At 71.9% G+C, this 13,668-nt stretch carries 15 protein-coding genes and 1 pseudogene; 1 reads left to right on the top strand and 15 read right to left on the bottom strand.

What is annotated here, in order from left to right; genetic code table 11:
* Positions 1-60: 60 nt before the first annotated feature.
* The 10 genes and pseudogenes from ACFUJ1_RS05475 to ACFUJ1_RS05430 form a co-directional block, all read right to left on the bottom strand.
* The gene (locus tag ACFUJ1_RS05475) at positions 61-294 is read right to left on the bottom strand and encodes a hypothetical protein (protein WP_378642786.1); all 234 of its coding nucleotides are present in this window, start codon (positions 292-294) and stop codon (positions 61-63) included.
* Positions 295-361: 67 nt separating this feature from the next.
* Positions 362-601 (bottom strand): hypothetical protein, encoded by a 240-nt coding sequence (locus ACFUJ1_RS05470; RefSeq protein WP_378642784.1) that lies wholly within the window; start codon positions 599-601, stop codon positions 362-364.
* 227 nt (positions 602-828) lie between these two features.
* Positions 829-1,290: pseudogene (locus tag ACFUJ1_RS05465) on the bottom strand (hypothetical protein); the annotation flags it as partial.
* A gap of 293 nt (positions 1,291-1,583) precedes the next feature.
* Positions 1,584-2,144, bottom strand: a complete 561-nt coding sequence (locus tag ACFUJ1_RS05460) for a hypothetical protein (RefSeq protein ID WP_378642782.1) — start codon at positions 2,142-2,144, stop codon at positions 1,584-1,586.
* A 5-nt stretch (positions 2,145-2,149) separates the two neighbouring features.
* Complete coding sequence (gene hemB / locus ACFUJ1_RS05455; protein ID WP_378642780.1) at positions 2,150-3,127, bottom strand: porphobilinogen synthase; 978 nt, start codon at positions 3,125-3,127, stop codon at positions 2,150-2,152.
* A gap of 31 nt (positions 3,128-3,158) precedes the next feature.
* A complete protein-coding gene (locus tag ACFUJ1_RS05450; RefSeq protein ID WP_378642777.1) occupies positions 3,159-4,721 on the bottom strand; it encodes a uroporphyrinogen-III synthase in 1,563 nt (520 codons plus the stop codon).
* On the bottom strand, positions 4,718-5,800 hold the full coding sequence (gene hemC, locus ACFUJ1_RS05445; RefSeq protein ID WP_378642775.1) for a hydroxymethylbilane synthase: 1,083 nt from the start codon (positions 5,798-5,800) through the stop codon (positions 4,718-4,720). Before hemC ends, ACFUJ1_RS05450 begins: the two co-directional genes overlap by 4 nt.
* Positions 5,800-7,197: a glutamyl-tRNA reductase gene (locus ACFUJ1_RS05440; protein ID WP_378642773.1), complete on the bottom strand. Its 1,398-nt coding sequence runs from the start codon at positions 7,195-7,197 to the stop codon at positions 5,800-5,802. The genes hemC and ACFUJ1_RS05440 overlap by 1 nt, the downstream gene beginning before the upstream one ends.
* Positions 7,194-8,057, bottom strand: a complete 864-nt coding sequence (locus ACFUJ1_RS05435; protein WP_378642771.1) for a redox-sensing transcriptional repressor Rex — start codon at positions 8,055-8,057, stop codon at positions 7,194-7,196. The genes ACFUJ1_RS05440 and ACFUJ1_RS05435 overlap by 4 nt, the downstream gene beginning before the upstream one ends.
* 271 nt (positions 8,058-8,328) lie before the next feature.
* The gene (locus tag ACFUJ1_RS05430; protein ID WP_378613803.1) at positions 8,329-8,589 is read right to left on the bottom strand and encodes a glutaredoxin family protein; all 261 of its coding nucleotides are present in this window, start codon (positions 8,587-8,589) and stop codon (positions 8,329-8,331) included.
* 133 nt (positions 8,590-8,722) lie between these two features.
* Between ACFUJ1_RS05430 and ACFUJ1_RS05425 the strand changes: the two genes are divergently transcribed.
* Positions 8,723-9,730 (top strand): HAD family hydrolase, encoded by a 1,008-nt coding sequence (locus ACFUJ1_RS05425; RefSeq protein WP_378642768.1) that lies wholly within the window; start codon positions 8,723-8,725, stop codon positions 9,728-9,730.
* 16 nt (positions 9,731-9,746) lie between these two features.
* On the opposite strand, the gene ACFUJ1_RS05420 is transcribed toward ACFUJ1_RS05425, so the two are convergent.
* From ACFUJ1_RS05420 to proC, 5 genes are all read right to left on the bottom strand, one after another.
* Positions 9,747-10,772 carry a lysophospholipid acyltransferase family protein gene (locus ACFUJ1_RS05420; protein WP_378642766.1) on the bottom strand — a complete coding sequence of 342 codons (1,026 nt, stop codon included), beginning with the start codon at positions 10,770-10,772 and terminating at the stop codon, positions 9,747-9,749.
* Positions 10,769-11,842 carry an NAD-dependent epimerase/dehydratase family protein gene (locus ACFUJ1_RS05415; protein WP_378642763.1) on the bottom strand — a complete coding sequence of 358 codons (1,074 nt, stop codon included), beginning with the start codon at positions 11,840-11,842 and terminating at the stop codon, positions 10,769-10,771. The genes ACFUJ1_RS05420 and ACFUJ1_RS05415 overlap by 4 nt, the downstream gene beginning before the upstream one ends.
* Before the next feature lie 283 nt (positions 11,843-12,125).
* On the bottom strand, positions 12,126-12,227 hold the full coding sequence (locus ACFUJ1_RS05410) for a 30S ribosomal protein bS22 (RefSeq protein WP_003402602.1): 102 nt from the start codon (positions 12,225-12,227) through the stop codon (positions 12,126-12,128).
* 159 nt (positions 12,228-12,386) lie between these two features.
* On the bottom strand, positions 12,387-12,683 hold the full coding sequence (locus ACFUJ1_RS05405; protein WP_378613804.1) for a helix-turn-helix domain-containing protein: 297 nt from the start codon (positions 12,681-12,683) through the stop codon (positions 12,387-12,389).
* Positions 12,684-12,828: 145 nt separating this feature from the next.
* Positions 12,829-13,647, bottom strand: a complete 819-nt coding sequence (gene proC / locus ACFUJ1_RS05400; protein ID WP_378642760.1) for a pyrroline-5-carboxylate reductase — start codon at positions 13,645-13,647, stop codon at positions 12,829-12,831.
* Positions 13,648-13,668 lie beyond the last annotated feature (21 nt).

Below are 13,668 nucleotides of genomic sequence, written 5' to 3'. Positions count from 1 at the left end.
TCAGCCGCCGCGCGCGGCTTCGACGACAGGGTGTAGTGGAGTGATCCACACCGCAGATCGTCAGGTGTACATGCAGGGGAACTGCGGGGAGACCGTGTGCAGGAGGCACATCGCGTGGTTGTACGGCCCCGCCGAACCCGACTCCGGCACGAACCCGGCCTGCACCGGCCCGGCCGGCTGCGCGGCCGCGGGCTCCAGCGGCAGCCCCGGCGCGGCGACCGCCTGCCCCGCGCCGAACCCCACCGCGGCGACCGCCATCGTCGCCATCCCGAACCGCACCACGAACCGCTTCACAGAAAACCTCTCGCTGGTAGAGCAGAATCCGCGATCCGGCAGACAGACCGGAATCGCCACGGACACACTACTGTTCGCGGTGCGCCGCGCTCGCATTCCGGGCCGTCGCGAGTTGCGCGACGACGTCGACCAGCAGCAGCCCGGCCACCGTGAGCAGGGTGGCGGCGAGGAAGATCCAGGGGCCGGCGTACCGGGTGGCCTCGAAGGCGGGGACGTCGCCGGACGGCGCGAACTCGGTGGTGCGGATGCCGTTGCGCCAGGCGAGGACACCCGCGAGCACGGCGGCGAGCGCGAGAACCGCCCCCACTGCCGCCCGCACAATCCTGTACCTCACCGCTGCGCCCCGTCCTCCCGGTCGTCGTCAGCGGGCACGGTACCCGGTGCGGTGGCACCGCGCGCAGCGGGCTCCCCGGACTTCCCGAGCCGCGCGGGCGCACCCGCTGGCGACGCGATCCCGGAACCGGCCGGGTCGGCCGCGCCCGCGGCATCCACCGGATTCGCCCGGCTGCTCGGCTTCGCCGGTTCACCCGGCGGCGTGCCTGCCGCCGCGTCGGCGAGCGCCGCCTCCAGGGCGGCGCGCAGACCGCGGTGGTCGCGGGCCCAGCCCTGGACCAGCGCACCGTTGCGCAGCTTCAGCCCGACGCCGGTGCGCCTGCGCGGCACCCCGTGCAGCTCGCCGAGCGCGCGGGCGGACTCCCAGTCCAGATCATCCCAGTTGTCGTCGTCGCGCTCGGGCAGCACCGCGGCGATGTCGCGCAGGGGAAGGAGCTCGGTGCCCTGGCGCAGCTGCTCGGGGGTGAGCTCGACGCTCACGTGCCGCTGCCCGGCGACCACCTGCAGCGCGACGAAGCCGCCGATGGCGACCCCGCAGAAGATCAGCGCGAACCAGTGCGGCCGGGCACCGGTCGTGAGTTCGACGACGAGCAGGATCGCGCAGAGAACGGGCCCGTAGGCAACGCTGCGCCAGCGCGCGCCCGGTTCGGCGAAGAGCACTATCGGATCAGCGGGTCAGACCTGGGAGCAACAGCACGGCGACCGTCAGTACGCCGAACAGGATCAGCAGACTCAGCACGAGCAGGTCCCGACGAATGCTCTGCGGCTGTTGGATGACCACGCGCATCGTTGCCTCCGATCTTCCGGAGCCGGTCGGGCGAATCTCACCGCGGCAGTAACTCCGCTGGTGAGCACCCCTCGTCCGGGCGACTCACGGTCTTCACGTCCACTGTGACAGCCCTCACCATACATGCAGGCGTGTCCGAGACAAACTCAGCACCCGGTTCGCACGGGATTCACCGGCGATTCACCAGGAAGTAGGCGGTGGAGTCCGGGCGGTACGCCAGAAATATGGCACCGGCTGCCAGTACGCCCTGCACCAGGGTGGCCGCGCCTGCCGCGAGCGCCGCGGCGCCTGAGACACCGTCCAGCGCGAAGAGCGTGCCCGCCGCCATGAGCACCAGCCAGACCCCCGCGATGGTGAGCACGGTGCGCGCCCACAACCGCCCCTTGCCGAGCAGGTGCGCGAAGAGCACACCGAGTCCGGCAAGCACGATGCCGATCAGCACGGCGAGCGCGAGGCCGAGCGTGACCATCAGCTCGGACATGGCCTCGGTGGCGGGCTGCCCGGCCCGCTCCAGGTCACCGCGCATCTGCTCGGCCAGCGAGCCGCGCTGCTGCACGCCGGCGATCACCGAGGCGATCACCTGGATCAGCCCGAAACCGATGACCGCCAGCCACAGTTGCTGCGCGGTGCCGATATCGGTCGGCTTCGGGGCGGGCTCCGGCCGCACCGGCGGCGGGTACGGCCCGTTTGGCGGCGGCGCCTGCTGAGACGGGGTCGGGGAATCGTTCATCGGCGCTATCGCAGCCAGTGCGACGCTTCGGTCGCCCAGTAGGTGAGCACGATGTCGGCGCCCGCCCGGCGGATCCCGGTCAGCGACTCCAGGATCGAGCCGCGCCGGTCGATCCAGCCGCGCTCGGCGGCGGCGGTGATCATCGCGTACTCGCCGGAGATCTGGTACGCCGCGACCGGCACCGTGGAGCGATCCGCGACGTCGCGCAGGATGTCCAGGTAGGACATGGCAGGCTTGACCATCACGATGTCGGCGCCCTCGGCCAGGTCCAGCTCCAGCTCGCGCAGCGACTCCCGCCGGTTCGCCGGATCCTGCTGGTAGGTGCGCCGGTCGCCCTGCAGCGAGGAGGCGACGGCCTCGCGGAACGGCCCGTAGAAGGCCGATGCGTACTTGGCGGCGTAGGCGAGGATCGCGGTGTCCAGGTGCCCGGCGGCATCCAGCCCGTCCCGGATCGCCCCGACCTGCCCGTCCATCATGCCGCTGGTACCGAGCAGATCGGCCCCGGCCTCGGCCTGGGCCAGCGCCATCTCGACGTAGCGCTCGACCGTCGCGTCGTTGTCCACGCTGCCGTCCGCCGCGACGACGCCGCAGTGGCCGTGGTCGGTGAATTCGTCCAGGCAGGTGTCGGCCATGATCACGGTGGCGTCGCCGACCTCGGCGGCGAGCGCCCGCAGCCCGCGGTTGAGAATGCCGTCCGGATCGCTCGCCCCGCTGCCGGCCGCGTCCTTGTCCTCGGCCAGCGGCACGCCGAAGAGCATGAGCCCGCCGACCCCGGCCTCGACCGCCTCCGCCGCCGCCTTGCGCAGCGAGTCGAGCGAGTGCTGGTGCACGCCGGGCATGGAGCTGATCTCCCTCGCCTCGGTCAGCCCGTCGGCGACGAACATCGGCAGCACCAGATGCCGTGGCTCCAGCGTGGTTTCGGCGACGAGGCGGCGCAGGGCCGGGGTACGGCGCAACCGCCGCGGGCGGTCGATTCCGGTCATCTTTCGCACCTTACGCCTGCGGCGGGAGCCGCTACCGGCTGCGGCGGCTCTTCTTGCGCGGCGGCGGGAGCAGCCCCTCGGCGCGCAGCCGCGCGGCGTGCTCGGCCAGCGCCTCGACCAGCGCGCCGACCTGTGCCACCTCGGGCTGCACATCCACCCGCAGCCCGAACTCCACCGCGGTCTCGGCCGTCTTCGGGCCGATGCAGGCGACGATGGTGCGGGCGTGCGGCTTGCCCGCGATGCCGACCAGGTTCCGCACGGTGGAGGACGAGGTGAAGAGCACCGCGTCGAAGCCGCCGGTCTTGATCATCTCGCGGGTCTCCGCGGGCGGCGGGGATGCCCGCACGGTGCGGTAGGCGGTGACGTCGTCGATCTCCCAGCCGCGGTCGCGCAGCCCCTCGGCGAGCGTCTCGGTGGCGATGTCGGCGCGCGGCAGCAGCACCCGGTTCACCGGGTCGAAGACGTCGTCGTAGGGCGGGAAGTCGGCGAGCAGCCCCTCGGAGGACTGCTCCCCGCTCGGCACCAGCTCCGGGTTGATGCCGAAGGCGCGCACCCGGTCCGCGGTGGCCTCGCCCACGCAGGCGATCTTGACGCCGGAGAAGGCGCGCGCGTCCAGCCCGAACTCGGCGAACTTCTCCCAGACCGCGCGCACCGCGTTGGTCGAGGTGAAGACCACCCACTGGTAGCGGCCGTCGACCAGCCCCTTGACCGCGCGCTCCATCTGCGCCGGGCTGCGCGGCGGCTCCACCGCGATGGTCGGCACCTCGGCCGGGATGGCGCCGTGCGTGACCAGCCGCTCGCTCATCTCGGCGGCCTGGTCCTTGGTGCGCGGCACGAGCACGGTCCAGCCGTACAGCGCGCGCGACTCCCACCAGGACATCTTGCTGCGGCTGGAGACCACCTTGCCGATGGTCAGCACCAGCGGGCCGACCAGCTCGGAGGCGGCGCTGTTCAGCGTGGCCAGCGTGGCCTCGATGGTGCGCTGCTGCCTGGTGGTGCCGCGCACGGTCACCGCGACCGGGGTCTGCGGGGCCATGCCGTGCTCGACCAGCGCGCTCGCGGTCTCGGCCAGGTGCCCGGAGGTGGCGTGCAGCACCAGCGGGCCGGGCGCCGCGGCCAGCGCCGCCCAGTCGACCTCGCCGCGCACGTCGGCCTCGGTGTGCCCGGAGCCGAGCGCGATGCCCGCGTAGCTGGGCACGGCGGAGCCGTTCGGCAGCCCGGGCAGCACCTCGAAGGCGACGTGCGAGCGGGTGACGGCGGTGACCTCGGCGATCACCGAGTCGGTGGTCAGCGGGTCGCCCGCGACCACGCGGACCACGTCGCTGCCTGCCTTGGCCTCGGCGATCAGCGTCTTGGCGACCTCGGCGGGCTCGCCGAGCGCGGGCCGCACGTCGACCGCGCGCTCGCCGTCCTCACCCTCCGCCACCGCGGAGCCGATGAGCGCGAGCACGCCCCGGTCCACGTCGGGGTCGGTGAAGGCGAGCGTGGCCCGGCCGATGACCTCCCTGGCGCGCACGGTGAGCAGCGCCGGATCACCGGGGCCGGAGCCGACGAACAGGATGCGCCCGGGTTGCTTCTTATGGGATCGGCTCATCGGGTGTTCTCCATCGGACTGGGGTGGGTGACGTCAGCGGCGGACGGCGGCGCCGTCCGCTGGGTGGGGTCGCCGTCCCCCGCGGCGATCTCCGGGCGCGCCGCTCCGGCGGCCCCGAGCAGTTCGCGTGCGCCGAGGTCGAGCAATTCCCTGGCGAGCGCTCTGCCGAGCTCGTCCGCCCGCTCCGGCGCACCGACGATCGAGGCGCGGACCACGTCCGAGCCGTCGATCGCGGCGGCGCACCCGCGCAGCGAGAGCTCATCGACGATGCGGCCGTCGTCGTCGAGCGACTCGACGACCTCGGCCAGTGCGCCGACCGGCGCGGTGCAGCCCGCCTCCAGCTCGGCCAGCAGGCCGCGCTCGGCGACGACCGCGGCGTGCGACGCGGCGTCGTCGAGGCCGCGCAGGATCTCGATCAGCTCGGCGTCCTCCACCCGGCACTCGATCGCGAGCGCCCCCTGGGCGGGCGCGGGCAGCATCTGCACCGGCTCCAGCGCCTCGGTGACGGCGTCGGTCCGCTCGATCCGGACCAGCCCGGCCCTGGCGACGACGACCGCGTCCAGCTCACCATCGGTGACCTTGCGCAGCCTGGTATCCAGGTTGCCGCGCAGCGGAACGATCTCCAGCCCGAGCCCGAGCGCGAGCAGCTGGGCCGCCCGGCGCGGCGCGGAGGTCCCGATCCGGGAGCCCGCGGGCAGCTCGCCGAGCACGAGGCCGTCCCGCGCGACCAGCGCGTCCCTCGGGTCGGCGCGCGGCGGCACCGCGGCGATCACGAAGCGCGGGTCCTGCGCGGTGGGCAGGTCCTTGTAGGAGTGCACCGCGATGTCGACCGCGCCGGAGGCGAGCTCGTCGCGCAGCGCGGTGGTGAAGACCCCGACGCCGATCTCCTGCACCGGCGCCTGGGAGAGGTCGCCGGCGGTCTTGACCACCACCAGCTCGGCCGACTGCCCGGCCGCGACCAGCGCGTCCCGCACCGTGCCGGCCTGGGTCAGCGCGAGCAGGCTCCCCCTCGTCCCGATGCGCCACGGCGCGCGGGCGCCGACACCGCTCACATCGCCCTCTTCGTGCACCATGGTCATCAGGAAAGCCCCTGTTCGTCGCCGCGGTGTCCCGCGGTGAAGTCGTCGGCGAGACCGGCGGGAACCTCCCCGCCGAGCGCGGTCACCTCCATGGGTGCCGCGACGGCCTGGGCCGCTCCCGGTTTGAGTTCGAACAATTCGCGCAGCGCCTCGGCGTAGCTGTCGCCGCCCGGCGTGGATGCCAGCTGCTTGACCCGCACCGTCGGCGCGTGCAGCAGCTTGTCCACCACCCGGCGCACCGTGCGCGCGACCTCGTCGCGCTCCGGGTTCGCCAGCCCTGGCAGCCGCGAGTCCAGCCGCAGCAGCTCGGCCTCGACCACCTCGGCGGCGCGCTGCCGCAGCGCCGCGACGGTCGGCGTCACCTCGGCCATCCGCTGCCCGGCCAGGTACTTGGCCAGCTCGGCGGCGACGATGCCGCGCGCGGCGGTGGTGTCGTCGGCGGCAGCGCCCGCGGCCGGGTCGTGCTGCAGCGTCTCGATGTCGATCACCGAGACGCCGGGCAGCCCGGCGACGGCGTGCTCGACATCGCGCGGCAGCCCGAGGTCGCAGAAGACCAGCGGCCGCTCGGCGGATTCCCGCCCGGCCAGCGCGCGGTGCACGTCGGCCAGCGTCACCACCGCGCCGACGGCCCCGGTGCAGGTGACAACGACATCCGCCGTTGCCATCGCCTCCGGCAGCCGGGAGAACTCCAGCCCTTCGGCCTCGACGCCGTAGCCGCGGGCGATCTCGGCGAGCCGCTGCGCCCGGCCGAGCGTCCGGTTCACCACGACGATCCGCTCGATCCCGGCCCGCGCCAGGTGCGCGACCGCGAGGCCGCCCATGGCGCCCGCGCCGACCACCACCGCGGTGCGGGCGGCCAGCGTGCCGACGATCTCCTGCGCGCGGTCGAGCGCGACCGAGACCACCGAGGCGCCGGCCCGGTCGATGCCGGTCTCCGAGTGCACCCGCTTGCCGACCCGGAGCGCGTGCTGGGCCAGCTCGTGCAGGGTGCGCCCGACGGCCTGCTGCGCGTCGGCGGAGGCATAGGCGCCGCGGATCTGGCCGAGCACCTGCTGCTCGCCGACCACCATCGAGTCGAGCCCGCTGGCCACCGCGAAGAGGTGCTCGGCTGCGGCCTCGCTGTAGCGCACGTAGGCGTGCCTGGTGAGCTCGGTCATCGGCAGCCCGGAGTGCCTGGTCAGCAGCTCGCCGACCTCGGCGAGGCCGCCGTGGAAGGCGTCGACGACCGCGTAGACCTCGACCCGGTTGCAGGTGGAGAGGATCATCGCCTCGGCGACGTGGCTGGAGGCGAGCAGCCGGTCGACCAGCTTGGGCCGGTCGGTGTCGGTGACGGCCACCTTCTCCAGCACCGCCACCGGCGCACTGCGGTGCGAGATACCGACGAGAAGAACGCTCATGGTGTTACCACCGATCCCTTGCTGCTTGGCTCCGTTGCCGAATGGGATGAATTCGATCGACTGCGGCCGCTGACTCGATTGGCGGCTCCGCCACCGCGGGCACCCGGCGCCCGGCGCGCGATCCGGCCGGAGACGGCGTGCGCGACCTCGGGCGGCGGCGCGTCGCGGGCCGTCTCGAAGGAGAGCATCTGCAGCTCGACCGCGAGGTCGACCCGGCGGATCTGCACCGCCGCGGGGGCGTGCAGCTCGCAGGGCGCGAAACTGAGGATGGAGCGCAGCCCGGCCGCGACCAGCCGGTCGCAGACCTGCTGGGCCGCGGCGTCCGGCACCGCGATCACCGCGATGGTCGGGGCCAGCGCGCCGACCTGGTCGGTGAGCTGCGCGACGTCGGCGACGGCGAGCCCGGCGACCTCGGCGCCGACCAGCCGCGGGTCGCTGTCGAAGATCCCGACCACGCTGAAGCCGCGGCGGCGGAACCCGCCGTAGCCGACCAGGGCGCGGCCGAGGTTGCCCGCTCCGACCAGGACCACCCGGTGGCCCTGGGCGAGCCCGAGCACATCCTCGATCCTGGCGCGCAGCTTGACCACGTCGTAGCCGACGCCGCGGACGCCGTTCGGGCCGAGGAAGGAGAGATCCTTGCGCAGCTTCGCGGAATTGACACCCGCCGCGACAGCCAGTTCCTCACTCGATACGATGGCAACACCCTCGTCGGCGATCCCGGCGAGAACGCGGAGATAGGTCGCCAGCCGGGCGACCGTCGCCTGCGGAATGTCTTTTCTGCCGTCGCCCGGTCTCGAACCGTCGGACCCGCGCAGAGCCCCACCGGAGACGCCACCGGGCGTCTCGTGCTGCTCTGTCACGTTCGTCGGCTCCTCGTTCCGGCCCGGCGGTCCGGCTTGCGTCGCTCGACCCGGGGGCTGCGGTTCCCGGTGCTGCGCGGTCGGGAGGCGGGTCGACTCGAGATGGTGGCGGGGTGCGCCCGGGGCTTCGGCGCGCGGCAGCGCGGCTCGGCGTGCGGGGTGCTGCCACCACCGTAACCGCTTGTGAACGCCTGCACAAAGTCGGTGAACCGGGCCTCATTTTGCCCCGGCAAACCGCCGGCGAGCGAAACCCGGGCGAACCGGTCCGGAGTCAGCGGCCGAGATCGGCGCGCAATCGCGGCTCGTCGACGTCGAAGTAGGAGTGCTCGCGGCCGTCGAGCAGCACCACAGGCAGGCGATCTCCGTACTCCGCGCGCAGTTCCGGGTCGGTGGCCGCCGCCTCGTCGACATCGACGGTTTCCGGGGTCAGCCCGAAGTCGGCACAGATCGCGCGCAGTTGTTCGAGTGCTGTAGCACACAGCCCGCAGCCGGTACGTGTCAGCAAAGTCACCGAACGAGAGGGTCCGCTCATGGTCATCATCAAAACACTGCGCGGCACGGCCGATCCTGCGCACCGGGTCGCGGGAATCCGTCGGCTCCGCCGGTTAGTGTGGGATGTGGTTCGCGCGAACGGGCGGAGGTAGTCGGTGCCGGAACGATCGAGGATGGCTAGGGGCGGCTTCATCGCGGGCCGGTTCGGCGAGTTCCCGGTGCGGTGGAACGTGGGGTCGATCGGCCAGGGGCTGCAGGATCAGATCGCGCGCATCTCGCGCAGCCCGTTCGGGCCGAGCGAGGAGGAGGTCAGGGCGAACCTGGCGGGCGAGGCGAGCGCCGACGCGGCGCTCACCCTGCACGAGTCCGAACTGGCCGAGGGAATCGACATCGGCACGCCGGAGGTCCCCCGCGACCTGACCGCGGCCGCCTTCTTCGACGTCGACAACACCATGGTGCAGGGCGCCTCCATCGTGCACTTCGCCCGCGGCCTCGCCGCGCGCAAGTACTTCAAGACCTCGGATCTGATGGACGTGGCCTGGAAGCAGGTCAAGTTCCGGGTCACCGGCAAGGAGAACAGCGTCGACATGGCGACCGGGCGGGAGAAGGCGCTCGCCTTCATCGCGGGCCGCCCCACCGCCGAACTCGCCATGCTCGGCGAGGAGATCTACGACGAGATCATCGCCGACAAGATCTGGCCGGGCACCCGCGCCCTCGCCCAGATGCATCTCGACGCGGGCCAGCAGGTCTGGCTGGTCACCGCCACCCCGGTCGAGCTGGCCCAGGTGATCGCCAAGCGCCTCGGCCTCACCGGCGCCCTCGGCACCGTCGCCGAGAGCGTCGACGGCAAATTCACCGGCCGCCTGGTCGGCGACGTCCTGCACGGCCTCGGCAAAGCCCACGCCGTCCGCGCCCTTGCCATCCGCGAGGGCCTCAACCTCAAGCGCTGCACCGCGTACTCCGACAGCCACAACGACGTCCCCATGCTCTCGCTGGTAGGAACCTCGGTAGCCATCAACCCCGACTCCGACCTCCGCGAGGTGGCCCGCAACCGAGGCTGGGAGATCCGCGACTTCCGCACCGGCCGCAAGGCCGCGAAGATCGGCGTGCCGACCGCGCTCGCCCTCGGCGCGGCGGGCGGCGCGGTCGCCGCCGCGGTCACCCACCGCAAGAACCACTGACCCGGGGCCGCGGCCCTCAGCCGAGTACGGGGTTGCGCCGCTTCGCCAGCTGCCGGTAGAGCGTCTGCTGGATGGTCTCCCGCACCTGGTCGGTGACCTCGAACATGAGCATCGGGTCGTCGGCCGCCTCCGGCGAGTACTGCGTGGTGGCGATCGGCTCCCCGAACTCGATGTACCACTTGCTCGGCAGCGGCACCGCCCCCAGCAGCCCGAGGTGCGGGAACGTCGGCGTCACCGGGAAGTACGGCAGCCCGAGCAGCCGCGCCAGCGGCTTGATGTCGGCGAGCTTCGGGTAGATCTCCTCCGACCCGACGATCGAGACCGGAATGATCGGCACCCCGGTCCGGACGGCGGCGGCAACGAACCCACCCCGCCCGAACCGCTGCAACTTGTACCGGTCGGCGTAATCCTTCCCGACCCCCTTGAACCCCTCCGGGAACACCCCGGTGAGCTCACCGGAGCGCAGCAGCCGCTCCGCATCCGGCGGGCAGGCCAGCGTATGCCCCGCCTTCCTGGCGAGCGTCCCGAGCACCGGCGTCTCGAAGACCAGATCCGCCGCGAGCAACCGCAGCGCCCGCTGCTTGGCGTGGTGATCGTGCACCGCGAGCTGCAGCATCAGCCCGTCGATCGGAATGGTCCCCGCGTGGTTGGCGACCAGCAGCGCCCCGCCCACCTCCGGCACGTGCTGCATGCCGTTGACCTGCACCCGGAACCAGTGCTCGGCGAGCGGCCGGAGCGCGGGCAGCAGCACCGACTCCAGCAGGTGCTCGTCGAAGCCGAACTCGTCGACCTGGTAATCGCCGGAGAGCCGGCGCCTGGCGAACTCGGCGGTGCGGTTGATCCCCTTGCCGAGCAGCCCGCGGACCAGCCCGGAGACCGACTGCGGCGGCTTCGGCGCGGCCGCGGGCAGTCGGTCGGTGAGCGAGGTGACCGAGCTGGCCGGGGTCCGGCCCGCGCTGTCCGGCCAGCGCCGCGAGGTTGGTCGCTGCCTGGGGTCGACGGCGGCCTCCGGCATCCGGATGACCTTTGCTACGTCGTTCATCTCTGCGCTCCCGTACCGGCCCCGACAAGGCCGAGCAGTTTGTTTTCTGCGGCATCGATCCACCGTGGGTCGATGACGGGTCGCAACGCTGCGCCCCCGATGAAGTCGTCGAAAGCCTGCACCGTTGTCCAGCGCGGCTGGAAGCCGAGCTCGGTGCGCATGCGGGTGGTGTCCAGCCCGCAGCCGAAGTGGAAGTAGTCGAGCTGTTCGCCGCTGAATTCGCGCATGACCCGGCCCATCAGCGTGCGCCCGACGGTGCGGAAGACCGAGAACGGCACCGGCACCTGGATCCGGCCTGCCCGGCGCACGGCCTGGGAGAGCGTGAGCGCGCCGTCGCCCGCCACATTGAAGGTGCCGCTGGCGACGGTGTGCGCGGCGTGCACGAGCGCGGCGACCGCGTCCTCCTCGTGCAGCAGCTGCATTCTGGCGTCCCGGCCGAAGACGGTCGGCGTCACCGGCGACCGGAGGTATTCGATGCCGCGCGCGGCGAGCCGGGGCCCGACGATCGGGGCGAGCCGCAGGGTGCCGATGGCGATGTCCGGCCTGCGCCTTGCCAGCCCGCGGACGAAGCCCTCGACCTCGATCATGTCCCTGGCGAAGGCGCCGCTCGGCGGCCTGCGGGCGCCCATCTCCTCGGTGAACTTCGCCGGGTCCTTCGCGCTGCCGCCGTACACCGCCGACGACGAGCGAACCGCGACGCGGCGCACGGTCGGCGCTTTCTGGCACACGGCGAACAACTGCATCGCGCCGAGCACGTTGAGGTCCTTCATCACCGCGCGGCCACCGCCGGCGGGCGGATGGGTGAGCACCGCGGTATGGATGAGGGTGTCGACCGCATTTCCGTCGACCACCTTGCGAATCAACGGATTTCGAATATCGGCGCGCACGAATTCGGCCCGGCCCATGCGGCGGCGGAGTTCCGCGCTCGGCATCACGGAATCGACCGCGAGCACCCGCTCTATCGCGGGGTCGCGGGCGAGCCTGGCGACGACGTCACCGCCGAAAAACCGGCTCGCACCGGTCACCATCACCACCGTGGGCTGGTGGCCGTCCTTCGTGTCTGAACCCATTCGCACCGGATCCCGCCTGATCGGCCCCCCAGGCATATGTTCCGCGTCCCAGCGTAGCGGCTGTGAAGTACGGCGCCGACAGTATTAACCAGCTTCTAACGATGACTTCAGTCACCGGATACATGGCGCGCCGATACCAGGGATAAACCCGACCGTTCGCTCGCAATAACCCGGTTACGGCGGAGATCTATGCGGGTGTTGAGCGCGCAACAATATCGCGTGGAAAGAATACGAAAAACCCGCCACCGCGATCGGTGACGGGCTCCACGCACGACGCGAGGGACTACTTGCCGAGTTTGCGCCGCTGCACCCGCGTGCGGCGAAGCAGCTTCCGGTGCTTCTTCTTCGACATGCGCTTGCGACGCTTCTTGATCACTGAACCCATAGGGTCGTCCTCGCGTTTCCTCTACTCGGCGCTCTTGGCGCGGCTGACACTGTTTCGCTCGCCCCGCCGGGCTCCGGACACACCGAAGCGGTGCCACCGGCGGGCGAACACGAACCGACTGTTCATCCTACCGGGACACCGGAGCCACTCCGAATCCGCCTATCCGGCGTCGAAGTAGGAGGTCTCCAGGTATTCGTGCACCGCCTTGGCGTGCACCCGGAACGACCGACCCACCCGCACCGCGGGCAGCTCTCCCGAGTGGACCAGGCGGTACACCGTCATCTTGGAGACCCGCATCAACTCCGCGACCTCGGCGACCGTGAGGAATTGCGTTCCACCGGCGAATACCGATTGCCCCGGTACGGGGCCGCCAGGTGGTCGTGTTCCACCGCGGTTCGACGGCGAGCCCGGCCCGCCGGTTCCGTTGTTCGCAGACATCTTGTTCGCAGACATCATCGCACCATCGACCTCCGGCACGTCCGCGCCGCCGGCTTCCCCACCGGCGGAACAGACACGCACGTGCTCCTTGAAGCTTAGCGGGACCAGTGGTGTTGCTGCGACGGGAGTGAGAAATCGGGTTTCCCCAGCGTGAACCGCACGGTCACTCCGCCGACGACCCCTGTTCCGCCGAGCGTCGCGCTGCGGCGTGCAGCGCTTCCAGAAATGCCGAGCGTACGCCGGATCGCTCGAGTTCGCGAAGGGCGGCGGCGGTGGTCCCGGCCGGTGAGGTGACCGCGGCGCGCAGGTCGACGGCGCTCTGCTCGGCGCCCTCGAGCAGCGCGGCGGCGCCCAGCATGGTCTGCACCACGAGGGTGGTCGCGACATCGCGGGTCAGCCCGAGGCTCACGCCCGCGTCCACCATGGCCTCGACGACCAGGAAGAAGTAGGCGGGGCCGGAGCCGGAAACCGCCGTGACGGCGTCCATCTGCGCCTCGGCAACGGTCACCACCTTGCCGACCGCGCCGAGCAGCCCGGTGACCAGCGCCAGATCCTCGGCCTTGGCGTGCCTGCCGGGGGCAAGCGCGCTCATGCCCTGCCCGACCAGCATGGGGGTGTTCGGCATGACCCGGACCACCGGCGAACCGGCGGGCAGCTTCGCCTCCAGCCGCGGGGTCGGGACCCCCGCGGCCAGGGATACCACCACCTGGTCACCGTCGCCGCCGAGCATCGCCTTGCCGAGCGCGGTGAGCACCCCGTCGACGTCGCCCGGCTTGACCGCGATCACCAGCACGTCGGCGCCGACCGAGGCGTCCTCGATCGAGCCGGTGACCCGGACCCCGAAGCGCTCGGCGATCAGCTCGGCCCGATCCTGGTGCGTCTCGACGACCACCAGGTCCTTCGCCACCCGGCCGGATTCGAGCAGCCCGGCGACCAGCGCCTCCCCGATCCGGCCCCCGCCGATCACCGCGATTCTCGTCATGGGCCCCAAGGCTAGCCTTAC

It is taken from the genome of Nocardia sp. NPDC057227, from assembly GCF_042669725.1.
Classification (GTDB): Bacteria; Actinomycetota; Actinomycetes; order Mycobacteriales; family Mycobacteriaceae; genus Nocardia; species Nocardia asteroides_A.
The sequence above is the reverse complement of the archived record's forward strand: the minus strand, read 5'-3'. Positions and strand labels throughout refer to the sequence as shown.

Coding starts and splice junctions, on each gene's coding strand:
- ACFUJ1_RS05440 (WP_378642773.1), bottom strand. CDS start 7,197: ATGAGCGTTCTTCTCGTCGGTATCTCGCACCGCAGTGCGCCGGTGGCG.
- ACFUJ1_RS05460 (WP_378642782.1), bottom strand. CDS start 2,144: ATGAACGATTCCCCGACCCCGTCTCAGCAGGCGCCGCCGCCAAACGGG.
- ACFUJ1_RS05405 (WP_378613804.1), bottom strand. CDS start 12,683: ATGATGTCTGCGAACAAGATGTCTGCGAACAACGGAACCGGCGGGCCG.
- hemB (WP_378642780.1), bottom strand. CDS start 3,127: ATGACCGGAATCGACCGCCCGCGGCGGTTGCGCCGTACCCCGGCCCTG.
- ACFUJ1_RS05415 (WP_378642763.1), bottom strand. CDS start 11,842: ATGGGTTCAGACACGAAGGACGGCCACCAGCCCACGGTGGTGATGGTG.
- ACFUJ1_RS05420 (WP_378642766.1), bottom strand. CDS start 10,772: ATGAACGACGTAGCAAAGGTCATCCGGATGCCGGAGGCCGCCGTCGAC.
- ACFUJ1_RS05410 (WP_003402602.1), bottom strand. CDS start 12,227: ATGGGTTCAGTGATCAAGAAGCGTCGCAAGCGCATGTCGAAGAAGAAG.
- ACFUJ1_RS05430 (WP_378613803.1), bottom strand. CDS start 8,589: ATGAGCGGACCCTCTCGTTCGGTGACTTTGCTGACACGTACCGGCTGC.
- ACFUJ1_RS05450 (WP_378642777.1), bottom strand. CDS start 4,721: ATGAGCCGATCCCATAAGAAGCAACCCGGGCGCATCCTGTTCGTCGGC.
- ACFUJ1_RS05425 (WP_378642768.1), top strand. CDS start 8,723: ATGGCTAGGGGCGGCTTCATCGCGGGCCGGTTCGGCGAGTTCCCGGTG.
- hemC (WP_378642775.1), bottom strand. CDS start 5,800: ATGACCATGGTGCACGAAGAGGGCGATGTGAGCGGTGTCGGCGCCCGC.
- proC (WP_378642760.1), bottom strand. CDS start 13,647: ATGACGAGAATCGCGGTGATCGGCGGGGGCCGGATCGGGGAGGCGCTG.